This window comes from Marinomonas profundimaris (genome assembly GCF_000508165.1).
In the GTDB taxonomy this organism is placed as follows: domain Bacteria; phylum Pseudomonadota; class Gammaproteobacteria; order Pseudomonadales; family Marinomonadaceae; genus Marinomonas; species Marinomonas profundimaris.
The window spans coordinates 54,833-77,733 of record NZ_AYOZ01000010.1 but is presented as its reverse complement, the minus strand read 5'-3'; the positions used below and the strand labels follow the sequence as shown (position 1 = coordinate 77,733).

Here is a 22,901-nt window from a genome sequence, read left to right as displayed (position 1 = left end):
GCTTTTTTACGTCTGAAATAAGTGACTGAGAAAACGGCTCGGGGAAAGTCTTTGAGAGATAACGCCCACGTACTGAAGCTATTTTTGGTACCATTTAATTGTGTTGATTTTGATTTTCGCTGTCTTTAGCAGAGGTTCTTTTGGCTTTTTATTTACTTGGTTTATCTGTTTTATTGGTCTTTACTCCTTTTAAACCCTTATTTATGAAGGTGCCGTTGTGGTGCTTGACGTGCTTAGCAGCTGTGATTATTGGATATATAGAAGGCGTACTGAGTGTTCAAGGCATCATTGTGATTGCTGTTTATTCTGGGTTGCTGTTTTCTTCATTAACCTTGCGACAAGTCTGGCTTCCCAGAGTGATGGTTTGCCTGTTTGGTGTTGTTTCACTCGCTCTGGCTATGCATTTATTGCCCGGTTTTCATAATCATGCCGTGGTTCAAGGGGAGACAATTAGTGTAGGTGCAATACCGTTTAGCTTATATGTAAACTTCGATAAGGGCTTGGTTGGTTTATTTTTACTGGCGTATTATTTTGGAGGGCAGGCGAAAGTTTCTTATTTTCAAAGCAGGCATCAATCTAAAGGGGCATTGATTTTATTTATTCTAACGCCGATTGTGACTTTGGGCTTGGCTATGTCGTTAGGGCTGATTCAATTTGACATGAAAGCCCCCAGTTTTTGGCTTATCTTCGTTGTCGTTAATTTGTTGTTCACATGTGTTGCTGAAGAGGCTTTCTTCCGCGGTTTCCTTCAAAAAGGGCTAGCAACGGCTCTAAAGGGAAAATCTTATATACTGATAGCGCCAGTCTTAACCGCCATACTTTTCGGTTTGGCTCATATCGGTGGAGGCGTTGAGTACGCTATTGTGGCAGGTGTTGCAGGACTTGGTTATGGTTATCTTTTCTACAGGACTAATAGAATTGAATGGTCAATTTTGTGCCACTTTGTTTTGAATATATTGCATTTATTTTTCTTCACTTACCCTATGCTCGCTTAACAAGTATCATCTTCTGAACATTTTAAAGTTGTTCGAGACGTTTTATGTTGCGCATCTAATGCTTTTTGCTGTTTTAAGAATTTTGATTTTTCTTTATATCTATCCCATGCCGCGTACAGTGCGATGAGATTCCCTAATGCGACTTTCATCGCATTATAAGGTGCCTGCGCTTTTTCCATCAGGGAGAGTGATTGGAGAAAGAGGGGCTCTGCTTTTGGGTAGTCTCTTTTGTTATAGAAAATAGCACCCGCTCTTGCGGCAGTATAAGCGGCTTGTAATGGCTGTGTTGGGGTTTTACCATGCAGTATTAGACTCCGTTGATAAAGTGTTAGGGCTTTTTTTGTATCACCTTGCTCATCTTCCAGGCTGCCTAAATTACCCAGTATCAGGGCTTGTTCTATGCCTTTATCTTGATTCAGTTCACGCAACCCCATTAACGCTTTTTGGTAAAGAGCTTCTGCTTCGCTATAGTCTTTTTTCTGTTGGCTGTTCAAAGCCAATTCATTTAAATTCATCACGTTGGCGAGTGATGAATTACCTGATTTGTTTCGGATTTTTAGCGCCTGTTCACGAGAGGATATTGCTGAATTTTGTAGATCTTGTTCATCGTAAAGCGCAGCGAGGCGCTCCAGTGTTTCCGCAAGGCGAACGTCATTACTTTCTAGAGCATTTTGCTCTCGTTCGAGTTCTTCTTTTAATGTGCGTTGTGCGGCTTCTGCTTGGTTTTGTTGAAGGTGCGCATCGGCCAGAGAATAATTAATTTGACGGAACAGCTCACTGAATTCTTGCTGGTCTTTGCTTTTTAGCAAGGTTTCGACGATGGATATGGTTTCGGCATAATTCTTCGATTCATTATGAAGACGAGTTAACGCGTTTACGGTTTTTAAAACGTCATTTTCTTGAACATCCTCAAATTTTTGTATTTGCCAAGCTTGGGAATAAGCCTCAATGGCATTTAGTGGTTGGCCTGCCTGCTCAAGAAAATTGCCTTTATTAAATAACAGAGTGGCTACTTGAGGGTGTTCGTCATCGTAAGCGTTTTTTGTAAATTTGATAGCATCATTGATGAAATCAATTGCAGTGTCTTGCTTGTCTTGTGCGATTTGAATAAATGCCAATAAGTTGAGACTGCTGGCTCTAAACGCTTTGCCGTTGTCGGCTTTGTTGGCGATCTCGATAGCGTATTTTGCATTTTTTTCTGCCTTGATGTAATCGCCTTCTTGGTAAAGGGTCATGGCTTTATCTTGGTAGTACTGCCAATTTCCGGCGGCCCAAGAAAGCGGACTAACAAGCAACAGGAAAACACAGATAAAGGGAGTTAAGTTATACGGTTTTATCATGGCTAAAAAGTCTTCTCTAATTTTAGGCTGACTTGGTTGTTTTCACGGCTATATAGCCAATCTACATTGCTGTTTATATTTGAGTGTTTGATGGTTAGGCTCGGAGTAAAACCTAAGATGGACAGTTGAGGCGATTTCAAGATCAATGTGTAACTGCTTTCATGGTCATTGCGTTTTGCGCCAAGAATGCTGCTGTACGCTTTGTAAGTTTGTTCGCGGAAAGAGGTGAAAAATGTTGCGCTTAGAACATTAGAAAACGATTTTGAGACCCCCAGCCGTACGCCGAGTTGTATATAACCATAGGGTTTATCGTCTGCTTGCCTATCTAATCCATCTACACCTCCGAATAACGTCCAGCTGTTTGGCAAGACTTGCCACATGGTTGCGTTTGCTGAGTAGGAAGGGCCGTTATAACGTTCATAGTTTTGCTTTTTGTAGCGCAGTTCTTTGTAATCGCCTTGGAGTTTGAACATTTGCTTGTTAGAAAAGCGGCGAGTCCATTCGCCATGGAGGCCTAAGGCACTGTACATCGCTTTATTGCCATAGGCGGAAAATTCAAAAGAAGGAGCGAGTTGTATCTGGTCACCAATATCTTGGTAGCGATAACCTAGCTGTGTTACTAACGTACTTTCATTGTAATCACTGTAATCACCATAACTTTTACCGTACAGCAAAGAGCGAGAATACAGTCCATTATGACCGACAATTGGCATGTATTTGTTGATGGTAAGTTCGTAATCAAGCCCTGTTGCTGACATGGCGTCAGGGATTTTACGTTCATAAACACATTGATTTTGATACATCAGCAGACAAGTTCGGCTTTCTGAGGATTGGTTAAGGTTATCATTCCATACTGCACCAAGCGCGATGGAAGTCGACCAATCACGGCGCTGTTCAAGTGCTTTACGGAAACTTTCTACTGTGCGGTTTACGCCAGCTTGTTGTGCGTTGTCTGGATCAAGTATGGCGGATATCTGAGTGAACATTTCCTCCGCTTCTTTGTCTTGATGATCTTCAAATAAGACGCGAGCCAGTTCCAGTTGGCCCGGCAAAAATTCAGAGTTCAGGTCGAGGAGGTGGCGATATTCTATCGTGGCTTGCTCCATATTACCTTGTATTCTAGCCAGCGCGCCTTTCGCATAAGCGAGTAAAAGAGGGTCAGCATCAGGGAGGGTTTGATATTCGTTGAGAAAATAAACAACGGCATTCCATTGTTTTTGCTTGATGGAAACGTAGAGTGCACGCCCGATATCATTAGCATTGTGTCCTACGGTGTAAGACTTGCTATTGAGAATCAGCTCTGGGCGTTTTCCTGGTAGGTAATCTTCATCTTTGAGTAACTCACTTTCCTTTGAATTGCTTTGTTGTTCTATGCTTTGGTTTAACCTTAGTTGAGTATCTAGATCATGATCGTCTGCCGTGGCAGGTTGCGAGAACATAAACAATAAGACTAGTCCGAAAGTCTTATAATTAAGAAGGCTGCAGAGTGTGTTTTTAGAAAAACGCATGTAAATGGCTCATTATAGGCAGTAAAGAGAAAAGCCGAGCAGGATAATCATGCTCGGCTAAGGTTAAATCATAATAATGACTTAGTCTTTAGAGCCACCAAATGCGGTGTCGTATTGCGTGTCAGCAAAGTCAACAAGGCCGGCTAGATCCGCTTGGCCATTGTAGAATTGAGCTGAAACGTCACCAGCAGAAGCGACTTCTATTACTGAAATGCTTGCTGTTGCATCTGAGCCAGTAACAGAAGCATCGCTATTAATGGACGCTGTACCAATATCAACAGTAAGGCCATTTGTGTTCGCCATGTTGCCTGTTAACGTTGCCGCAGCAAAGTCAGCGGTCAATGTGCCGTTTAGCAAGCTTGCTGCTGTGCCGTCGTAGTTATTGATACCTACGACCGTATAAGTGGCCGTACCAGCGGTTGGTACAGAAGTATCCGCATTGGCACCAGAATAATAAACAGTATGGCTTGCAGCCGTAGTATCCCCTGTTTTAGACCACTCACCAAACCAAACATCACTTGTACCGACCTGAGCGAAATTAAATACACCTAAGGAAGCGTGAGTTGCAGGAGCCTCTTCACTATCGTAAGCATAATTAAGTTGATTAACCCCATTAGCATCTGCTGGGGAATAGGCCGTTAGACCTTGAAAATCAACCTCTGTGCCAAGACCTGTCGCTTCGATAGAAATGCCTGCTAACCCTGATGTATGAGGTCCACCATTTACGTCTGATGCGGCAATTTGTACATAGCTCGTATTACTAGATGCACCAACAACGGCTGCATTTGTAGCGTTAGACAATGCTAGAGCACCAAACACGAATGTCATTGCGCTTACTAGTTGTAACTTTTTCATTGTATTACTCCATTGTGTTGTGTGTTTTCCCAATGAAAACACGGTTGCCATGACACTACTTATGTAGTGTCATCCTTGCTAACGGGTCGCTAAAAGCGGCCTGTTAAACCCAGTTTAAATGTGCGTCCCGGCGCGGCTACGGCAGATCGAGTAGCTGGATCCACGTAATATTGGTCGCTTAGGTTTGAGCCGGTGAGTTCCACATCAAAGATTTCATTAATTTTATAGCGGACGTAGGCGTCGAAGATGAGAGTGTCGCCCCAGCTATAAGGCGTGTTATAGAAATAAACATAACCATGTTCATTGTCACCGGCCCCATAAGAGTTTGCGATGTACCAATCTAGATCACTGTTTTCGTAGCCTTTGTAATAGGTAGCTCGTCCACCTATTTCTAAACGACGGTCCATAAAACGGCCTCCTAGTGATAAGTTGGCGGAAAGCTCCGGGGTGGCTTGGGCGAGTTGGTAACCATTAGGAAAACCGTATTTGAAGCAGCGAGGAATCGGATTATCAACGGCTCGTGTCATAGCATTGGTGGACAGCATCGCCGCGCTGTCTTCATCACAGATTTCATTTTGTAAGGTGTAATTCACGCCTAAACCGGTGAAAAATCGACCATTGTCATAACGGGCACTGAGTTCTATGCCACGGATTTTTTGTTCATCGACGTTGTTGAATTTAAAATATCTATCTCGTTCGATGACGTCTTTAGTGAGGTTGTCGTAGTAGGCAATTTTGACGTCGGCATGCTCTGCGCTAGAAAACCATTGGGTTAAATCATGCACATAAGCCAGCTCCCAGTTATGGGCGTGTTCTGGTTTGACGCCGTAAGGGTTTTGAGATGCCGAAAATGCCATGGTGCTTTCAAACATGCTTGGGTAGCGCAAGGTTTCTGTATAAGTTAGATAAGCTCGGCTGTAATCGGTGAATTGGTAACTGATACCTGCATGAGGCACCCAGCCATGGTCTTTGTGTTTTTTGGCTTCTGCTGTGGATGCGCTACTCACTCCCAATGTGTTGCATGAAACAACATTTTCTCCTGCTAGTTCACCATTTAGGCAAGGGTTGTCGGCACGGTCGTAATTGCCGTCTGCATCGGGCTTCCAAGTTGCATAGTTGTTGTAAGTATTTTCAATAACTGTCTTACTGTATGAAATGCTAGAAACAAGACTGTCATATAGAGCTTTACTTATAGCTCCAGAATCTAAATATGTTTTAAAGAAGGCGGTTCTTTCAGCAACTAATGTTGCAATTTCTTCATCTGTACGGACATATCCTGTGCTGTAAGAAATATTGTAATAATCGGTAGTGCTTTGGCTAAACTCACCAGGATGAGCCGCGAGGAAATCATCAAACGCCCAATAAGCGGAATAGGTCATGCCGGCATTGAGTTTGAGCTTATCGGTAGGGCGCCAAGCAAAATCAAAATTGGTTTCCCACTCTTCCCGTCGACCTGCACGTGGTAGCATTCGCCAGCCAGCACTGGCCGCTTCGTTATATTCGTCATCGGATGTGAGTGTTTCGTGCTGGAAGCGCCCGCCAAGAGTCAGGTCTACAGTATCAGTGAGGCTCATTTTGTTACTAAGGGTAATGCCGTCACGAGTACTGTTGGCATTGGCGACCGCATTGTTATAAAGAATGCCTGACGTGTCATCTGGTAAGAGTTGGTTGGGAAAACCACCGGATGTATAAGTGTCGCTGATTGTGTCGGTACGCCATACATTGGCATTAAAGTCGATCCAGCGACTATCAATGGGTTTGTAGGCGTACTCTAAATTATAGGCCTTGGCACTGACGTCACTAAGTGGCCATTGAATGGCACTACGGTCGCTTTGGTTATTGATTCTGGACGGCATGATTTCGCCATAAGTGGAATCAGATTGTCGAAAGTTGAAGCCAATTTGTTGGTCATCATCAATGTGCCAAGTGGTTTTTAATAACCAAGATTCCATTAAGCTGGAGGTATTCGTCACTTCGTCGCCAGGCTGCCAATATTGGGCAAGCGAGGTGATGTAGTCTCGGGTGTCGGCGGCGCTAGGATTGTTGTAGTAGCCCGTATTGTTTTTTCCTGAATAATAGTTGCCTCGCTCTCGATAAGCATAAGCGGCGAGCACATCGAAATGCTCACTCTTTTTGGCCGCTGCAACACGATAAGCGTAATCACCGCCATTTAGTGGGTTGTTATCACTGTCCGATTTACTCTTTAAGTCGACGCGTAAGGTTGGATCACTGTAGGGGTAAGTGCTACTTGAAGGGTAACCATCGACATCTGTTGCTAATTCGCCAGTATGAAGGGCGGGTACTCGCTCTCCTGTGGCATTACTACTTCCTTCTATTTTGAACTCTGCCCCAAAGGTTTCACCGTCACGAATTAAGTCATCAGGTGATAGAGTTTTGACTACCATGGCGCCACCGACGCCGCTGTGTACGTCACGCTCATTGGTGGCGCCCTTGTAAATTTGCACGTTTCCTATGAGGTTTGGGTCGATGTAATTGCGGTTAGTCGCAGCGTTGTAGCCACGCCAAACGGTGAGCGCTTGTTCCGTGCCATCTATGGTGACAGGGACACGACCGGGGCCTTGAACACCACGAATGTTTAGATCAAGCGCGCCGCTGTTGCGAGCCTCGCCACTGAAGACGCCGGGAACGCCTTGCAGTAAATCCGATGGCGTTGTGCCCTTGTAGCGTTCTACTTCGGTTTTACCAATAAACGTGGTGGAGGCATCTTTGTCGTAAACGTCGTCGTAGCCTTTTTGGTCGCGGGCGCTCATGTCGGACATGGCGGTGTTGTCTTCAATTGTAATCGTGGGCAAATTGAATCCGTTGTCGCTTTGTTCTGATTTGACGATGTAGCTGCCATTTTGATTTTGTTGAGCAACGAGACTTGTGTTGGCCAGTATTGTGTCTAGGGCGCTCTCTTGTGTGTAGTCGCCTTTTAATCCAGCGCTTTGTTTGCCTGTGGTGAGCGCAGAGTTGATCGATAAATTAACGTTTGCGGCCAGGGCAAATTGATTAAGCACCATATCCAATGAACCCGCAGGAATAGAATAAGACTGGATGTTCATTTGTGTGGAGTCTTCTGCGGCAACCGCTGGCGAGAAGCCAAACAGCGCGGCCGAGACACACAGTGGAATGGTTAGCATTAAGGGTTTCAAGTGGGTGTGTTTCTTGTACTTCATGTTTCAAGCTCTCAGTCAGATGAATGTCCTATACCCTTCATACCGAATGAGATTGAAAAACCCACAAAAGAAAATGAGACTCTTTATCATTTGTTGATTTAAAGGCGCAATCAGGCCTGTGTCACACTGACCCAATAGGGTGTTAATTGATAAACATGGATGGGTAAGGTTGCTTCTAGTTGGTGCAAAATTTGATCGGTATTGCTTAAAGAAAAAACACCAGTGACAGCCAGTTGGCTGAGTTCCGGAGAAACTCTAAGTACACCTTTTCGGTAACGACTGAGCTCGTGAATGAAATCTGTCAGTGGCATGCGTTGTGCCATTAGCTTGCCCGTGACCCAGCCTATGCTATTTGGGTTGGCAGGAGACATCGTAGACGAATTGATGGCATTGAAAGCCATGCTTTCACCTGGTTTTATAGACAAAGGCACCTGCATTTGACGACCATGTAGTTGAATATTTCGGCCTGAAAATAAACTTATTCGGGTGATGTCATCAGTGCGCCGTATCGCTAATTGACCTTGCTGAAAGGAAATGACGCCTTCTTGGGTTTCAATTTGATAAGGCGTTGTGGTGGAAACATCGAGAAAAACTTCGCCGTCATCGAGTTTGAATTGGCTGGCGGTTGGCATGGAAAGTGTCGTTCTGGTGTTTAAGACCACACGTGTTGTATTGCTCAACTGTAGGCTTTTTATTTCTCCTGTGGCAGTGGCTAAGTTTTTATAATCTTGGCCGGATGACATGGTACGATTTTCTATATAACTGCCCGTAAAGAAAACGCCGGCAGTAGACAAGCCGAGCAGACTCAACATGTGTCGACGAGAGATGTTGCGGCTGCGAGCTATTATTTTTACGGTGTCTTTCGGAACGTTACCAAAATGCCCTTGTGCTTGAATTAAGCATTGCCAGGCTTTTTCATTGGCTGGGTCGGCGGCGCGCCATGTTGTACAGGCGTGTTGATCATGTTTGGACGGTTCATCTGACCACAACCTTGCCATTAAATGAGCGGCTTTTTGAATGCGATCTACGTCAATTTGGTTCGGCTGCATTATTCTTGTCTCTCCAGCATTGCCAGTGCACACGCTTGTAATGCTCTCGCCACGTATTTTTCGACAGACGACACAGACACATTTAATTGAGACGCAATGTCTGAATAGGACAAACCTTCTAGCCTGCGAAGTAGAAAAGCTTGGCGAACTTTTTCAGGAATTTTGTGCAGTAACGTATCTATTTCGATTAAGGTTTCGATGACTTCAAGACGTTTCTCCGGCGCGGCCTGATACGCTTCTGGAAGGTGACGAATAGACTCCACATAGGCTTGTTCAATGCGCCAACGACGATATTGATCAACCACCAAGCCTTTTGCGATCCGAGTCAAATACGGCCTAGCGTATTCGGAAGGAGGGATTTTTCCGCTCACGAGTACTTTTAAATAGGTGTCTTGCATCAAATCGGCGGCTTTGTGGGAACAATCAAGTCGCTTGCGAAGAAAGTTGGAAAGCCATCCTTGATGCATTTCATAAAGCTGAGTGAATTGGAGCTGCGCATCTCTATTCATGTCTTCACGAATCTATTTTTGATAATGGTTATCATTTATAATTGCAAGTGTGAGACGAATAATCAAGCGTCTTAATAAAACTTAATATTTGACGACACTGACCTGTTGAATGAGGGCATTTTGAGGGAACGGGGAATAGCGTAAGACCCGTGCATTCGGGTCTTTGCTGAGAGCGTTGGTTTACAGAAAAGGCATAAAATACAGCGCCATGCGGTTGTCAGGTTTTTTTAGATGATTATATTTCGGTCACTCTGAAGGTAACGGTCTTTGAATTCATCTGCAGGAATCGGTCGGCTAATGTAATAACCTTGAATATCATCGCAGCCAATGCTTTTCAGTAGATCAAGCTGAACTTTGGTTTCGACACCCTCTGCGATGGTCTTCATGCCTAATTGCTGGGCAAGCACAATGATGGTCCCAACAATAATATGATCATTGGTGTTGGTGGTCATGTTACGTACAAAGGATTGGTCTATTTTAAGCTTGTAGACAGGAAACCGTTGTAGATAGCTTAACGAGGAATAGCCTGTGCCAAAGTCATCGATGGACGTTTGAATACCAAGTTGCTGAAACGCTTTTAGGATTTCTATGGTGTGTTCTGGGTTATTGGTGGCGATATGTTCGGTCAGTTCGAGCTCTAAATAGTCTGCAGGAACGTTGTACTCTTCAAGTATTCCAGAGATGAGCGTTGGGAGGTCATTGCCTTGAAATTGAGCATATGACAAATTCACGGCGACTCTGATCGGCGCGAAGCCTTCGCTGCGCCACTGCTGTAGTTGGCGAACGGTTTCACGCAGCACCCATTCTCCAATGGCTAAAATTTGGCCACTTTCTTCTGCAATAGGAATAAATTCCCCAGGACTCACCGCACCAAGCGTTTTGCTGTGCCATCTAATGAGCGCTTCCGCGCCGACGACTTTGCCGCTGTCTAAGGCGATTTGTGGTTGGTAATGCAAGGTAAACTCCTGCTGCTCGAGCGCGTCATGCAGTGCATTTGAAAGCGTGAGTGCTCGAGTGGTGTTTGCTTGCATTGCTTCTGTGAAAAAAGCGTATTTGTTTTTACCCGCATGTTTAGCATGATACATGGCGGTATCGGCTTGTTTGTACAGCGTATCAAAATCTTTGCCGTCTTTCGGATATAGGCTAACACCGATAGAAGGTGTGATAAAAAATTGATGCTGATCAAGATGATAGCGTTCCGATAACGCGCTTTTGATCTCGGCTGTTTTTTCCGTTAGTTGTTTTTCTGAGTCAGCGTAGAGAATAATAATAAATTCATCTCCACCTTGGCGTGCAACATAACCGGATTGGTCAACCAGAGCGCGCATACGATCTGCTACGGCAAGCAATAGTTGATCGCCAGTCGCATGACCTAAATTGTTATTGATTGTTTTGAAGTTGTCTAAGTCGACAAACAGTAAAGCTAGTTTAATATCGGCTTCTATGACGCGCTGAAAAATTTTGTTGAGTGACTCTTTATTTGGCAGTTTTGTTAAAGAATCATGATGAGCTAACCATTCCACTTGGTCGTGGGCTTTTTGAATCTCATCAATATCAATACGAACGCCAAGCATGCGAGCAGGTCGGTCATCTTTGTCGAACTCTGTCACGATACAACGAACACTGATCCAGCGATAGTCACCGTCATAGTGTCTAATTCGAGCTTGGTATTTATAATAATTGGGTGCTTTTTTACTGTTCAATATGCCTTTGATGGTACTGGTGACATGCTCACGATCTTCTGGGTGGATTTTGTCTAGTTCGGTTTTTCGATCGGCGGAGCCTTCAACTGGAGCATAACCCAGCATCGTAAAATAAGACGGTGTCGCAAACCAAATGTCTTTGGCAATGTCCCATTCCCATATGCCAACTTTAGTGAGTTTCAATGCTTCATTCACACGTGCTTCTGCTTTTACTAGGTTATTTTCGCGCTCTTTAAATCCCTGCTCGGAGGCTTCAAGCTTATTGAGGGTTTGACTTTTTGTATTGTTAAATCTGAGGTGGTTTCGTACCAGCAAAAGTAAGCACAGAGAGGCAAGCAGATAGCCCGTTAGTGTTACCCAAGAATATATTGTCATTGCTCACCTGTGTTTTTATGGAAGGATTAGAGTGATGGCGTGCAGTCATGTATCAGAAATGCTCATCGTTCTCTTTTAAGAAAAAACATCATAATTCAAAGCAACCTGTTTTAGGGTGTGCATATGGCAGCACTTTGTATTGTTATGTAATTCTTGTGTTGATTCTATCCACCGCCGCGTGTGCTGCGTTTACATGTTGGTCACTGTGGCGCTTATCCACAAGAAAGGCATCGTTAAATAGATGAAATATTTACTGTATCTGAACAGTCTACGCAGTGGTAATTCGCTAGTATAGGTGTCAGTTTTTAATGGATAGAGTCAGATTATGCTTTCTCATTGTTTTTCAGAATCTGTGAAAGGTTCTCATCGTTATCATAAGTCTATTTACCTTCAAATGGCGTGTCGTGCAGTACTGGCCGTGGGTGTTTTATTTAGCATGACGGCGTGTGCTGTCACGGCGCCTGCGCAGCCAGAAGAAGGTGAAGCATTCAGTTACGCTTGGCTAAAAGGGTATGCTCGCCAATTAGCGACAATGCCATACCAGAATCATCAAGGTGAATTGCCTGCGAGCTTAAAAAGCTTGGATTGGGACGACTATCAGCAGCTTCATTTTAAGAAAGACGCGGCGTTATGGCGAGATCAGCAATCCGAATTTCGAACCGAACTTTTCCATCTTGGGCTAGGTTTCGATACTCCCATTCACATGAATGAGCTAATCAACGGCCAATCAACACCGATTCCGTATTCTCCTACCTTGTTTGACTATGGACAGTCAAAAGTCGATGGTAATACCTTGCCGAAGGATCTGGGGTTTGCAGGGTTTAGAATGCAGTTTGCGACGGACTGGCAGCGAGATATTGTGGCTTTTTTGGGCGCAAGCTATTTCCGTGCTGTTGGCAGTGAAATGCAATATGGCCTTTCCGCTCGTGGCTTAGCGGTCGACACGGCGCTCCCTCGACCAGAAGAGTTCCCGACGTTCACGGACTTTTGGTTGGAAAAACCACAACCTGGATCGGATGTTGTAACCGTTTATGCCTTAATGAATTCACCCAGTGTTTCAGGCGCTTATCGCTTTGATATGCAACCGGGTGAACCGCTCAAAATGAAAGTCGATGCGGCGATTTACCCTCGCAAAGACATTGAACGTTTGGGTGTTGCGCCGATGACCAGCATGTACATGATTGGCGAAAATGATCGCAGAACAGATTACGATTGGCGCGCCGAGATTCATGACTCGGATGGTTTGGCAATGCACACCGGAAGTGGCGAATGGATTTGGCGACCATTAGGTAATCCAAAAAATCTGCAATTTAATGCTTACAGTGATGACAATCCAAAAGGCTTTGGTTTGTTACAGCGTGACCGACACTTCGGCCATTATCAAGATGACGGTGTTTTCTATGAAAAACGACCCAGTTTGTGGATTGAACCATTGGGCAACTGGGGGAAAGGTTCTATTCAGTTGGTGGAAATTCCCACTTTGGATGAGACGTTCGATAACATCGTCGCGTTTTGGAATCCAGCGGCTCCGATTGAAGCCGGCCAAGAGTTGCTTTACAGCTATAACATGTATTGGGGAAGTCAGCCTCCGGTTCAATCAAACCGTGCTCGTGTTGTGGATACCTTTACCGGCATCGGTGGTGTGATCGGTAAGAAGCGTCACTATTACAGCAAGCGCTTTGTTGTTGATTTCGCTGGTGGTTCGCTGGCGATGCTCGGCAAGGAGGCGAAGGTTAAGGCCGTGATTACTTCTTCGGAAGGCAGAGTGGAAATCGAATCGGCGCGACCGCTGCATTCTATCAATGGTTATCGTGCCATGTTTGACTTAGTTCCACCGACAGGCGAGTCCAAGCCGATTAACCTGCGGGTGTATTTGCAAGCAAACGGGCAGCCTTTAACGGAGACGTGGTTGTACCAATGGACGCCGCCAGATCCACAAGATCGAGCGCTTCATAATGCTGGGCACTTGAAATAGTCGCGGGCGTAATACGGTTGCTTTTATCAAGAAATGCCCGATGTATTCCATCGGGCGTTTTTATTTCGATGTCATCATATACGCTAAAGCGGTTTAAGCGTGACGACTGTTGAGCAGCGCGCGGTAAGCGTGTCCACTGCGCTTAATGGTTCTTTCTTGGGTTTGATAATCGACGTAAGTCAGACCGAAACGTTTGCTGTAGCCTTCCGCCCATTCAAAGTTGTCCATTAGGCTCCACGCAAAATAACCGCGAATATCAACGCCCGACTCCATGGCTAGGTTCACGGCATTCAAGTGTCCATCTAAGTAGCGAATGCGTTGCTCGTCGTTAATCTCACCATCGACGATTTCGTCCGCGCATGCGGCACCATTCTCGGTAATATAAAGTGGTGGCAAGTCGTATTGTTTGTGAAGATTGACGAGTAGCTCAGTGAAAGCATGAGGGGCAATTTCCCAACCTATGTCGGTGTATTCAACCTGCTCTGTGTTTTTGACGTTTTTGAACATAGCTTCTGCGTCATAGGCATTGTGGTTGCAGGTGTAAAAATTCATGCCTAAGAAATCCATCGGTTGCGCGATGATGTCCATGTCGCCGGGTAGAATCGTTGGCAAATAGTGCGGTGCAACCGTTTTGAGTAATTGTGGATATTGGCCTTTTATCAGAGGTTCAATGAAAAACTGATTGTCGAGTGTTTCTCGCATCAAGCAGGCGAATTGATCTTCGGCTTTTTCGCTGGCCGCGTAGGAGCGGTTCATATTGAGTACGATACCGACTTGGGACGTCGGCGCGTTTTTCCGAATAACTGGTAATGCCAAACCGTGCGCCAGTAAAATGTGGTGTGCGGCTTGTCGTCCGTATTCTGGCTCACTTAAGCCGGGTGCGTGTATGCCTAATTCGTAACCCAGAATCGCCGCGCAGAAAGGTTCGTTGAAAGTTGCCCAGCTGTCGACCCATTCGGCCAATTCTTTGGTCACTATATCCGCGTATTGCTTAAATTGGTAAGCGGTTTCTCTGTTGAGCCAGCCGCCTTTGTTTTCAAGGTGTTGTGGAAGATCCCAATGGTAAAGCGTGACGAATACTTTTAGGCCTTCTGCTTTTAGTCCGGTGAGTAGGTTTCGATAAAAGTTGAGGCCAGCTTGGTTTGCTTCGCCTTTTTCGTCCATGACTCTAGGCCATGCAATGGATAAGCGATACGCGTCTACACCTAGATGCTTGATCAATTGGATGTCTTCTTTCCATAAGTGATAATGGTCACAGGCTTGATCGCCATTGTCTGCGCCTTTTACCTTGCCTGGAATGGCACAAAAGGTGTCCCATATAGAAGGTAAGCGGTTGTCTACGTTGGTTGCGCCTTCAATTTGGAATGACGCGGTTGCCACACCGAAAATAAAATCGGACGTCAGCATTTTAGAGTTTGATGGTAAGGTAATTGACATAATGCCCTCGGTCTTTTTATTTAGGATCAGCAAAAAATCGAATGATGCGATCAAAGGTACTGGAGGACATTGAAAAGGGTCAACAAAGACACGGCACTTTTAGTGATTTAAGATTACTTAAGTGCTTTTTAAGGAAGGTTTCAGGACTTTTCTACGCGATGGTAACGCATTGGCGTCAGGTTTCGTCCTTGAGCTGTATAAGCGCTAAAGCGGCTGGCGAGTTCTTCTGGTAACATCTCAACCGAGACGACCGTAAAATGATTAGCAGAATAAAAAGACACAAGGTGTGTCAGTGCGAAACAGTAACTAGGCATTACACTTAATGCAGGGTGAATACTGCTGATTAAGTGGCTACCAAGGCCCATGTTTCGGTGTGAAGGCTCTGTGACCATTGCGGTCAGCAATTGAGCGCCGGAGCAGGGTTTAAGTCGAACTGCCGTTAGAATTCCCCCTTTATCGCGTACGACCCAAATCGGATCCGCTTTGTTGGGTTTTCCACTCGGATAGTGGGCTTGATAGAATTTCTTTGCAAGAGGAAACCAAAGGGAAGGAACTTGCTCAGCACTGGGATAAAGCGTAGTCATTTTTGAATGTAATGTAGGCAGCGTTTGAATGTTCGATGATAGCACGATCGGTGAAAACCAAAAGGTGCATCGTATTGAATTATTGATAATGAGAGGGAAAGTCATGCGGCAAAAAATTATCTTGTGGTGTTTGTGTCTTCTGACATTGTCTGTGTCTGGCATTGGGGGTGCCGCCGAAAAAACAACGGCATTTGTCTTTGCGCCGGACGAGTCATTTTCTCATTATCAACAAAGAGCGTCGGTGTATTTAAACCAACATAAGGTTTGGGTAAATGTTGGCGACAAGGCGAGAGAGCTCGATGCCGTCATGCCTTTTGAGTTATTGCCGAACCCTGAGCAGTGTGAAAAAAACAAGGCCATTGGGGTTCTTTTATCTCATGGTTTATCCGATTCGCCTTTTTCTATGCGAGACCCCGCGAAAGCCTTGCAACAGGCATGCTATCAGGTTCGCGTGATTCTATTGCCAGGTCATGGCACAAAAGCAGAAGATTTACTGACCGTCTCTCGTGATGATTGGCGCGAGACGTTTCGCCATGCCGCCGATCAGTTTCGTAAAGAAGTGGATGTTTTATATGTTGGTGGTTTTTCAACGGGTGGCGCATTGGCCGCAGAATACGCTTGGCAGCATACGGAGAGCGTAACCGGCGTCGTGTTGTTTTCGCCCGTCTTTAAAGTGAACAGCAGTATCGATTGGCTTTCGCCTTGGCTGGCATTGGTGAAAGATTGGCTCGACCATTATCCTAGTGATGATTTTGCAAAATACGCCTCAATTCCTTTACCGGCGATTGCCGAGGTGTACAAACTCTCCAAAGAAGTTCGTCATTTAATTTTGGACAATCCGAAATCTTTCCCGGTGTTTATTGCTTTATCTGAAGACGATCAAACGGTGGATTCGTCGGTGACAGAGAATGTATTCAAGCAGGGTATGGTTGGCCCGAAAAGCCAGATGGTGCTGTACAGCAAAACACAACGAAGCGCGACCACGGATCGTATCAAGGTTTATAATACGAACTGGCCGGAGGCAAAAATTCTAGGTCTTTCACATATGGCGATTCATGGTGATCCAGAAAATACTTATTATGGTGCGATGGGCGAATACCGGATTTGTGGCTGGTACTTGTCAGATAAACCTTTGTATGACGCGTGTCGCACCGATAATGCAAATTGGTTTGGTGAACGCTCAGATGATTTATCCAAGAGAAGTCCGCATGCAGCTCGAGTGTCTTGGAATCCAAACTTTCGCTCTCTAATGGAAGAGGTGTCGTTTTTTATCAAGGCCAATGCCAACAATCGATAAGGAGATCTATGTGATGACGGATAATATGGCGGTGAAGCTTTCCCCAGTAACGATAACGCAATCTCAAGTGGATCAGTATCATGCCGACGGCTATTTGGTTATTGAATCGCTTGTTTCAGAATCTGTTTGCGATGCATTAAGGGCTCGTATGTCCGTGCTGATGGACGCGTTCGAGCCAGATTCGGTGCGTTCTATTTTCACTACCAGTGAACAGAGTCGTCATACGGATCGCTATTTTATGGCGTCTGCTGACAAGGTGTCTTTCTTTTTTGAGGAAGAGGCGTTTGATGAAGCGGGTGTGCTAAAGCAACCATTGGCATTGTCGATTAACAAAGTGGGGCACGGACTCCACTTTCAAGACGCGGTCTTTAAAGCGTTTTCATTGTCTTCCGTTTGGCAGAATTTGTTAACGCAATTAGGCATGATAGAACCTCGGGCAGCGCAATCCATGTATATCTTTAAGCAGCCGGGAATCGGGGGCGAAGTAAACTGTCATCAAGACAGTACGTTTCTTTATACAAAACCGATGAGCGTGATTGGTTTGTGGTTTGCTCTTGAAGACGCAACATTGGAAAACGGTTGTTTGTGGGGGATACCAAAAGGGCATAAGCAAGGTCTGTTGAAGCGTTTTGAACGTCTGGATGAGGGCGCGATCGACACCAGAATGGTGGTGTTAAAAGAACATATATGGAGTCAAGATGAGCTGGTGGCGATGCCGGTTCCTAAAGGGTCGTTGGTGATTCTTGACGGCGAGTTTCCTCATTTGAGTTACGCCAATCGATCTGGGAAATCCCGACATGCTTATGCCATACATGCGGTTGATGGAACGTGTGAATATCCAGTATTAAATTGGCTTCAAGCGGCGCCGGGCAGTTCTTTTTTGCCTTTTGATGTGGTTGAGTAAAACAAAAATTGAACGTGGAGAGAGTAAATGCATGCTGTTTTAGCACTGCTGAGTGATAACGAATTTCACTCTGGTGAAGCGTTGGGAGCGGCGTTGGGTGTCACTCGTGCTGCGGTCTGGAAGAAACTCAAAAAATTAGAATCCATCGGGATGACAATCCACTCTGTAAAAGGACGTGGATATCGTTTGCCATCGCCCCTTGAATTGCTGTCAGAAACCGCTTTGCGAGACAATGGCGTACCCGATGATGTGGCGATAAAGTTGGCATTTGAAACAGAGTCGACGAATGGTGATGCCAAGCAGCACATTGCTCAAGGGCAAGCATTGCCTGTCATGATCTCTGTTGAGCGTCAAACGCAAGGCAAGGGCCGTCGGGGTCGTCAGTGGGAATCTGGTGTGGCAAAGAATGTTACATTTTCATTTGCTTGGCGTTTCGAAAACGGTCCAAGCGTCGTTGAAGGGTTGAGCCTTGCCGCTGGCGTGGCGGTTGCTCGAGTTTTAAAAAAAGTAGGCGTGCCCAATCCAGGTTTGAAATGGCCAAATGATGTACAGGTCGATGGACAGAAAATTTGCGGTATTTTATTGGAAATGGTGGCTGATCAAGATGTGTGTCATGTGATTATTGGTATTGGCCTGAATGTCGAAATGGATGATGCCTTTATGACACAAGTGGATCAGCCTTGGACCGACTTGGTGTCTCGATTGTCGTCTCGTCCGAGTCGTAACGTTATTTTGGCGGAGCTGACGAAAGAATTGGTTGAAGCCTGTAAGCTTTTTGAGGATGGTCATGGTATGAAACATTTTCAGCATCAGTGGCAAGCCTATGACGTTTTATTCAATCAAGCGGTCACGGTGAGCTCTGTTTCTCAACAGCGTCAAGGCGTTGCCAGAGGTATTGATCAAAAAGGCGCATTGCTGCTAGAAGAAAATGGTGAGCTGGTGGCGTTGCATGGAGGAGAGATTAGTGTCCGCCGTGGATAGAGTGTTAGTGGTTGATGCTGGTAATACCAGTGTTAAGTTTACGGCTTTCGAGGATGAGAGCATTGTATGGGTTCAGCGTGACGAGTGTCGTCTTGAAAGTGCTCACTTTTCGCCTGATCGAATTTATTTTGCCAGCGTCCGATCAAAAGAGCAGAGCGCATTGTTGCACGCCGATATTCAGGCTGAGTATCCGAATGCCCATTGGTCTACGTTAACCAGTCAGGCCCAAGCGTGTGGCGTGCGAAATGCGTACATTGAGCCCGCGCGATTGGGTATCGATCGTTGGTTGGGGGCTGTCGCGGCTCATCATACGGCGAAAGGTGATGTGGTTGTCGTGGATGCTGGCACAGCAATAAAAATCGATATTGTTAATCGTGCGGGTATTCATCTTGGAGGTTATATCACCCCAGGTTTGGCGATGATGGAAGAAGCGTTACTTTCTAATACCGCTAAAATCCGTTACGGCGCTCATGAAGTGGTTGCGGGTAGCGGGTTGCCGGATTCCACCGCAAGAGCGGTAACAGAAGGGTGTCATGAAATGGCGTTAGGCTTTTTGGAGCGAATTCATCGTCGTTACTCGGATTTCAAATGGGTTGTGACGGGAGGTGACGCACAAAGGTTATTGGGTTTGTTGGGTATTTCACTAGAGTGTCAGCCGAACCTTGTGGCTTTGGGTGCAAAGATGGTTGGCGATGAGCAGGTAAGAGGCAATAAATGAAGTGGCTTTTTCTCTTTATAGTATTACTAAATGCGGCGTTTTTGAGTTGGCATAGTTTTGTTCAAGATAAACCTGAGAAGGCCAAGGAATCTATATATGGTCCGCCGGTGAGCGAAAAAATACATTTATTATCGGAAGCGCCAGCCGTGAGCGAGCAAGATTACAATGCCGGTGTTGTGTCCAGCGAAACACTTGAGGAGGCGTTGAGCAAAGTGATTGATGAGGCTTCTGGCGATGAGCCTGAGTTGTTTTGTCCGCGATTAGAAACCGAACGTAAAGACGACAAAACGCAAATCACGCAAGTGCTGAAAGAATTTGGTTGGTCTCATAAAGAAAGGGAAATTACAGGTAAAAGAGCTAAGTTCTGGCTGTACATTGCTGCCCCTGAAACACCTGCAATTGCGGAGCGTATTGTGAAAGAGCTTGCGGCAAAGTCGATTGATAGTTTTGTTATCACTCGAGCGGAAATGAAAAACCGAATCTCGTTGGGTTTATATTCATCAAAAGAGCGTGCCGAGCAGGCAAAAACAAGGATACAAGGCGTATCGAGCTATCGTGTTGATGTGTATGAACATATGCGAAATGTTCCACTGCAGCAGATCGATATAGAGCAGCCAGTGGATGAAAAAGATTGGGAACAATTTATCTCTCGCTTCGACCTCACCAAGATGATGATAAAATTAGAAAAAAATCCTTGCTAGCGCTTGCAATTAAGAACTCGATAAATATAATGGCTCCCACCTTTTGGGGTGTTGCGTTATAGCGCTGAGTACGTGGAGGGGTTCCCGAGTGGCCAAAGGGAGCAGATTGTAAATCTGCCACGAAAGTTTCGGTGGTTCGAATCCACCTCCCTCCACCAATTGCGGGTATGGTATAGTGGCTATTACCTCAGCCTTCCAAGCTGAAGAGGCGGGTTCGATTCCCGCTACCCGCTCCAATGCTCATGTAGCTCAGTTGGTAGAGCACACCCTTGGTAAGGGTGAGGTCGGCAGTTCAAATCTGCTCATGAGCTCCAGCTTATCAAAGCAAAAGATAGGTGGTCTTAACCGCCTTTTTTATTGTCTGTTTTTTGGGCAGGTACCCTTGCTAAATTTAGCATGTTTAGGTATCATCCTCCGCCCATACGAATGTAGGCCAATAGTTCAATTGGTAGAGCACCGGTTTCCAAAACCGGCTGTTGGGGGTTCGAGTCCCTCTTGGCCTGCCATCTTTCGTATCCTATTTTTTAGTTAGGGATCACCTGAAGTATGAGTTCTAATGCTGAAGCTCAAGCATCTCGCGGAGATGTGTTTAAGTGGGCAATTGTTATTCTGCTGGTTGCGGTAGGCGTGATTGGTAATAACTATTATTCTGCTGAGTCACTATTGTATCGCTTAATTGCTATCTTGGTGTTGGCTGGTGTTGCTGGTTTTATCGCGTTACAAACTGTGAAGGGTCAATCTTTTTTTACTTTGGCAAAAGAAGCTAAGACAGAAATTCGCAGGGTTGTATGGCCGACTAGACAGGAAACCACGCAAACTACTTTGATCGTGTTAGCGGTTGTTGTTTTTATGTCTCTCGTACTATGGGGGGTGGATTCGTTCCTTGGTTGGGTCGTTTCTTCAGTTATTAGTTAGGAGTTGCTCATGACCAAACGATGGTATGTAGTACAAGCGTACTCAGGGTACGAAAAGCACGTAATGCGTTCGCTTGCTGAGCGAGTGCAGGTTATGGGGCAGGAAGAAAATTTCGGCGAGATCTTGGTGCCAACCGAAGAAGTGGTTGAGATCCGAGACGGCAAGAAGCGCAAGAGTGAAAGAAAGTTCTATCCAGGTTATGTGTTGGTTCAAATGGATATGAATGATGACTCTTGGCATTTGGTAAAAGGCACTTCTCGTGTGTTGGGCTTTATTGGTGGTACGGCGGATAAGCCGTCACCGATTACGACTCGCGAAGCAGATGCAATTCTACAGCGTGTTAGTGATGGTGTTGATAAACCTCGTCCTAAGACTTTGTTTGAAGTGGGTGAGGTCGTTCGTGTTAACGAAGGTCCGTTTGCTGATTTCAATGGTGTTGTGGAAGAAGTGGATTACGATAAAAGTCGAATCAAAGTGGCGGTGCTTATTTTTGGGCGCTCTACGCCAGTTGATTTGGAATTTAGTCAGGTTGAAAAGGCCTGATTTTGTTGAACGGGTAGCCTTACGGCTGTGACCCAATTGGAGTTAAAAAATGGCTAAGAAAGTCCAAGCTTATATCAAGCTACAAGTTAAAGCGGGTCAAGCGAACCCAAGTCCACCAGTTGGTCCAGCACTTGGTCAACATGGTGTGAATATCATGGAATTCTGTAAAGCGTTTAATGCCAAAACTCAAGGTGTTGAACCAGGTCTTCCTACGCCAGTTATTATCACTGTTTACAGTGATCGTAGTTTCACATTTGAAACGAAATCTACTCCTGCTGCTGTTCTTCTTAAAAAGGCCGCTGGTCTGAAAAGTGGTTCTCCACGTCCAAACACTCAGAAAGTAGGTACGGTTACTCGTGCGCAGCTTGAAGAGATTGTTGCTGCTAAGCAGGCTGATTTGACTGCTTCAGATATGGATGCGGCAGTTCGTACTATCGCTGGTAGCGCTCGCGCTATGGGTCTAGATTGTGAAGGTGTGATCTAATGGCTAAGTTAACTAAACGCGCTCGCTTGATCGCAGAAAAAGTAGAAACAACAAAGTTGTACTCTGTAGAAGAGGCTGTTGCTCTATTGTCTGAACTTTCTACTGTTAAGTTCAAAGAATCTATCGATGTATCTGTTAACCTAGGTGTTGATCCTCGTAAGTCTGATCAGGCTGTTCGTGGTTCTACTGTATTACCTAACGGTGCTGGTAAAGATGTTCGTGTTGCTGTGTTCGCGCAAGGCGCAAACGCTGAAGCTGCGAAAGAAGCTGGTGCAGATGTTGTTGGTTTTGATGATTTGGCTGAACAAGTTAAAGCTGGCAACCTAGATTTTGACGTTGTTATTGCATCTCCGGACGCAATGCGCATCGTTGGTCAACTTGGTCAGATCTTGGGCCCACGTGGTCTAATGCCTAACCCTAAAGTTGGCACAGTAACGCCAGATGTTGCGACTGCAGTTAAGAATGCAAAAGCAGGTCAAGCTCGTTACCGTACAGATAAAAATGGTATTATTCATGCAGCTGTTGGTTCTATCGAATTCGCTGCTGAATCTATCAAAGGCAACCTTGAAGCGCTTTTGGCCGACTTGCGTCGTGCTAAACCTGCTTCTTCAAAAGGTGTCTACATGAAAAAAGTGACTATGTCTTCTACAATGGGACCTGGTCTACAAATTGATTTAGGTACACTTAACGCAGTTAAGTAAGTATTTAGATCATGCGCTTTGGGGTCTGCCTTCATTTGTTTGTTGAGCAGGCCGTCAAAGACCGCAGGAACCTCTTGAGGGTTTAATGAAACGTTGAAAAATGTTTGTCCTGCGCAGATGGTGTGGCCCGATTCAGATTAACTGGATC

At 45.3% G+C, this 22,901-nt stretch carries 20 protein-coding genes and 4 tRNA genes; 15 read left to right on the top strand and 9 right to left on the bottom strand.

All coding sequences use genetic code 11. The annotated features are described in order from the left end of the window. The first annotated feature begins 140 nt into the window (after window positions 1-140). Window positions 141-995 (top strand): CPBP family intramembrane glutamic endopeptidase, encoded by an 855-nt coding sequence (locus D104_RS25920; protein WP_024023556.1) that lies wholly within the window; start codon window positions 141-143, stop codon window positions 993-995. Here D104_RS25920 and D104_RS25915 read toward each other — a convergent pair. The 7 genes from D104_RS25915 to D104_RS25885 form a co-directional block, all read right to left on the bottom strand. Next, window positions 992-2,335: a tetratricopeptide repeat protein gene (locus D104_RS25915; protein WP_024023555.1), complete on the bottom strand. Its 1,344-nt coding sequence runs from the start codon at window positions 2,333-2,335 to the stop codon at window positions 992-994. The genes D104_RS25920 and D104_RS25915 overlap by 4 nt on opposite strands. Window positions 2,336-2,337: 2 nt before the next feature. Further along, on the bottom strand, window positions 2,338-3,774 hold the full coding sequence (locus D104_RS25910) for a surface lipoprotein assembly modifier (protein ID WP_235075911.1): 1,437 nt from the start codon (window positions 3,772-3,774) through the stop codon (window positions 2,338-2,340). Between the two features lie 150 nt (window positions 3,775-3,924). Continuing rightward, entirely contained in the window at window positions 3,925-4,698 is a 774-nt protein-coding gene (locus D104_RS25905; protein WP_024023553.1) for a Slam-dependent surface lipoprotein, read from the bottom strand. Between the two features lie 89 nt (window positions 4,699-4,787). Then, window positions 4,788-7,877 (bottom strand): TonB-dependent receptor, encoded by a 3,090-nt coding sequence (locus D104_RS25900; protein ID WP_031214671.1) that lies wholly within the window; start codon window positions 7,875-7,877, stop codon window positions 4,788-4,790. A 110-nt stretch (window positions 7,878-7,987) separates the two neighbouring features. Further along, the gene (locus D104_RS25895) at window positions 7,988-8,926 is read right to left on the bottom strand and encodes a FecR family protein (RefSeq protein WP_024023551.1); all 939 of its coding nucleotides are present in this window, start codon (window positions 8,924-8,926) and stop codon (window positions 7,988-7,990) included. Next, window positions 8,926-9,435, bottom strand: a complete 510-nt coding sequence (locus D104_RS25890) for a sigma-70 family RNA polymerase sigma factor (RefSeq protein WP_024023550.1) — start codon at window positions 9,433-9,435, stop codon at window positions 8,926-8,928. Before D104_RS25890 ends, D104_RS25895 begins: the two co-directional genes overlap by 1 nt. A 227-nt stretch (window positions 9,436-9,662) precedes the next feature. Continuing rightward, entirely contained in the window at window positions 9,663-11,513 is a 1,851-nt protein-coding gene (locus D104_RS25885; protein WP_024023549.1) for a putative bifunctional diguanylate cyclase/phosphodiesterase, read from the bottom strand. A gap of 325 nt (window positions 11,514-11,838) precedes the next feature. On the opposite strand from D104_RS25885, the gene D104_RS25880 reads away from it, so the two are divergent. Beyond that, complete coding sequence (locus tag D104_RS25880; protein WP_024023548.1) at window positions 11,839-13,488, top strand: glucan biosynthesis protein; 1,650 nt, start codon at window positions 11,839-11,841, stop codon at window positions 13,486-13,488. Window positions 13,489-13,581: 93 nt separating this feature from the next. Here the strand turns inward: D104_RS25880 and D104_RS25875 are convergent, their stop codons facing one another. Beyond that, window positions 13,582-14,925 carry a GH1 family beta-glucosidase gene (locus D104_RS25875; RefSeq protein WP_024023547.1) on the bottom strand — a complete coding sequence of 448 codons (1,344 nt, stop codon included), beginning with the start codon at window positions 14,923-14,925 and terminating at the stop codon, window positions 13,582-13,584. Window positions 14,926-15,065: 140 nt separating this feature from the next. Beyond that, entirely contained in the window at window positions 15,066-15,554 is a 489-nt protein-coding gene (locus D104_RS25870; RefSeq protein ID WP_235075910.1) for a GNAT family N-acetyltransferase, read from the bottom strand. Window positions 15,555-15,612: 58 nt separating this feature from the next. Here D104_RS25870 and D104_RS25865 point away from each other — a divergent pair, with 58 nt between their 5' ends. The 13 genes from D104_RS25865 (at window position 15,613) to rplA (ending at window position 22,753) form a co-directional block, all read left to right on the top strand. Continuing rightward, window positions 15,613-16,806: an alpha/beta hydrolase gene (locus D104_RS25865; protein ID WP_031214667.1), complete on the top strand. Its 1,194-nt coding sequence runs from the start codon at window positions 15,613-15,615 to the stop codon at window positions 16,804-16,806. Between the two features lie 13 nt (window positions 16,807-16,819). Beyond that, on the top strand, window positions 16,820-17,710 hold the full coding sequence (locus D104_RS25860) for a phytanoyl-CoA dioxygenase family protein (protein WP_024023544.1): 891 nt from the start codon (window positions 16,820-16,822) through the stop codon (window positions 17,708-17,710). A 27-nt stretch (window positions 17,711-17,737) separates the two neighbouring features. Continuing rightward, a complete protein-coding gene (locus D104_RS25855; protein WP_024023543.1) occupies window positions 17,738-18,691 on the top strand; it encodes a biotin--[acetyl-CoA-carboxylase] ligase in 954 nt (317 codons plus the stop codon). Beyond that, the gene (locus tag D104_RS25850; RefSeq protein ID WP_235075909.1) at window positions 18,660-19,409 is read left to right on the top strand and encodes a type III pantothenate kinase; all 750 of its coding nucleotides are present in this window, start codon (window positions 18,660-18,662) and stop codon (window positions 19,407-19,409) included. The genes D104_RS25855 and D104_RS25850 overlap by 32 nt, the downstream gene beginning before the upstream one ends. Continuing rightward, window positions 19,406-20,110 carry an SPOR domain-containing protein gene (locus tag D104_RS25845; RefSeq protein WP_024023541.1) on the top strand — a complete coding sequence of 235 codons (705 nt, stop codon included), beginning with the start codon at window positions 19,406-19,408 and terminating at the stop codon, window positions 20,108-20,110. The genes D104_RS25850 and D104_RS25845 overlap by 4 nt, the downstream gene beginning before the upstream one ends. A gap of 74 nt (window positions 20,111-20,184) precedes the next feature. Then, window positions 20,185-20,268, top strand: a tRNA-Tyr gene (locus D104_RS25840). A 3-nt stretch (window positions 20,269-20,271) separates the two neighbouring features. Further along, window positions 20,272-20,346, top strand: a tRNA-Gly gene (locus D104_RS25835). A gap of 2 nt (window positions 20,347-20,348) precedes the next feature. After that, window positions 20,349-20,424 (top strand) — tRNA-Thr (locus tag D104_RS25830). Between the two features lie 116 nt (window positions 20,425-20,540). Beyond that, window positions 20,541-20,616 (top strand) — tRNA-Trp (locus D104_RS25825). Between the two features lie 40 nt (window positions 20,617-20,656). Beyond that, window positions 20,657-21,025 carry a preprotein translocase subunit SecE gene (gene secE / locus D104_RS25820; protein WP_024023540.1) on the top strand — a complete coding sequence of 123 codons (369 nt, stop codon included), beginning with the start codon at window positions 20,657-20,659 and terminating at the stop codon, window positions 21,023-21,025. Window positions 21,026-21,034: 9 nt separating this feature from the next. Beyond that, on the top strand, window positions 21,035-21,568 hold the full coding sequence (nusG, locus tag D104_RS25815; RefSeq protein ID WP_024023539.1) for a transcription termination/antitermination protein NusG: 534 nt from the start codon (window positions 21,035-21,037) through the stop codon (window positions 21,566-21,568). Between the two features lie 49 nt (window positions 21,569-21,617). Then, on the top strand, window positions 21,618-22,052 hold the full coding sequence (gene rplK, locus D104_RS25810) for a 50S ribosomal protein L11 (RefSeq protein WP_024023538.1): 435 nt from the start codon (window positions 21,618-21,620) through the stop codon (window positions 22,050-22,052). Then, a complete protein-coding gene (gene rplA, locus D104_RS25805) occupies window positions 22,052-22,753 on the top strand; it encodes a 50S ribosomal protein L1 (protein ID WP_024023537.1) in 702 nt (233 codons plus the stop codon). Before rplK ends, rplA begins: the two co-directional genes overlap by 1 nt. Window positions 22,754-22,901: the final 148 nt, after the last annotated feature.